The 1,622-nt window shown below is 74.8% G+C and carries 1 protein-coding gene and 1 pseudogene; both read left to right on the top strand.

Translation table 11 applies throughout. From position 1 onward, the window contains the following. Nucleotides 1-428: pseudogene (locus AB0O00_RS38490) on the top strand (hypothetical protein); the annotation flags it as partial. 218 nt (nt 429-646) lie between these two features. Further along, nucleotides 647-1,498: a fumarylacetoacetate hydrolase family protein gene (locus AB0O00_RS38485; protein WP_363659331.1), complete on the top strand. Its 852-nt coding sequence runs from the start codon at nt 647-649 to the stop codon at nt 1,496-1,498. Nucleotides 1,499-1,622 lie beyond the last annotated feature (124 nt).

The raw sequence follows: 1,622 nt of genomic DNA, 5'->3' as shown, positions 1-1,622 counted from the left end.
GCTGTGGCGCGTACGTCGCCCGCCGCAGCAGCGAACGGATGCGGGCGACGAGGACCGACCAGGCCTGGCGGCTCGGCGCGGGCGGCGCCCCCGGGGAGGCCGTCGCGATGCTGCCCGGGATCATCCGCGACCTCGCCCGGATCTGCGGCCCGGCCGACCTGCGCACCCTGCGCACCTGCCACGACCTGGCGATCTGGCTCGTCCGCGACGGCAGCCGGGGCGCCGCCGTCGCCCTGCTGCGCGAGCTCGTCCCGGCCCTCGCCGCCGCCCCGGACGCTCGGGCCGACGTGCTGCGCGACCTCGACCGCTGGGAGGCCGAGCTCGCCACCGAGGGCGCGGGCGTGCCACGGAACCTGACCCTCGACGGCCTGCTCGCCGGCGACCCGCAGAAGAGCCCAGGCGCCCCGGGCACGCAGAGGGGACGATGAAGGGGGCGTAGCGGCGTCCGGTCCCGGTGCTGGTCGGCGGGGGTGTCAACCGTGCGGGACGCCGATTCGGCCGTTCCTCCGGCTGTAGGAATTGATAGGAATTCGCCCACGAGGACCGTCTGGTTCGCCCGTGGCGCCGTTGATATACCTCGTTGCCAGACTCGGGTCCGGTGTGCGGCCGGCCCGGTGACCTGCGACGAAATGGTGGTGACGGATCGATGAAGCTCCTCCGTGTCGGACCCCCGGGCGCCGAGCGCCCGGTCGTGCTGGGTCAGGACGGCACCGGTTACGACCTCTCCGGCCGGGCCCGGGACATCGACGGGCCCTTCCTGGCCGGACTGGACTTGGCCGCGCTGGCCCAGGACGTGGCCGCGGGCCTGCTGCCCGTGGTCGACCTCGCCGGGCAGCGCGTCGGCGCCCCGGTGGCGCGGCCGGGCAAGGTGGTCGGGATCGGCCTCAACTACCGCGACCACGCGCAAGAGGCCGGGGCCGCGATCCCGGCCGAGCCGGTGATCTTCCTCAAGCCGAGCTCGACCGTGGTCGGCCCGTACGACGAGGTGCTGGTGCCGCGCGGCGGCGACAAGACCGACTACGAGGCCGAACTGGCCATCGTGATCGGCCGCCCGGCGAGCTACCTGGCCGGCCACGCCGAGGCGGCCGAGGTGATCGCCGGCTACGCGATCGCCAACGACGTCACCGAGCGGGCGTTCCAGCTGGAGCGCGGCGGCCAGTGGGCCAAGGGCAAGTCGGCGGAGACGTTCACCCCGCTCGGCCCGTGGCTGGTCACCGCCGACGAGGTGGCCGACCCCCAGCGGCTGCCGCTGCGGCTCTGGGTCAACGGCGACCTGCGGCAGGACGGCAACACCGCGCACATGATCTTCCCGGTGCTCGAACTCGTCCGTTACGTAAGCCACTTCATGACCCTGGAGCCCGGCGACGTGATCGTCACCGGCACCCCGGCGGGCGTCACCCTGGGCCACCCGGGTGCGCCGTTCCTCGCCCCGGGCGACGTCGTCGAGATCGAGATCGACGGCCTCGGCCACCAGCGCCAGGTGCTCGGCAAGGCCTGAGCACCCGCCGCCCGACCCCAGGCACGGGGGTCGGGAGGCCACACCGGGTCGCACCCGGCCCCAGCGCGGCCCGCGGTTCCTACCGCCCCGCCGCCAGCACCGCCCGCAGCCGCTCGGCCCGCGG

It is taken from the genome of Kitasatospora sp. NPDC093558, from assembly GCF_040683475.1.
In the GTDB taxonomy this organism is placed as follows: Bacteria; Actinomycetota; Actinomycetes; order Streptomycetales; family Streptomycetaceae; genus Kitasatospora.
This window is presented reverse-complemented; position numbering and strand designations above follow the sequence as displayed.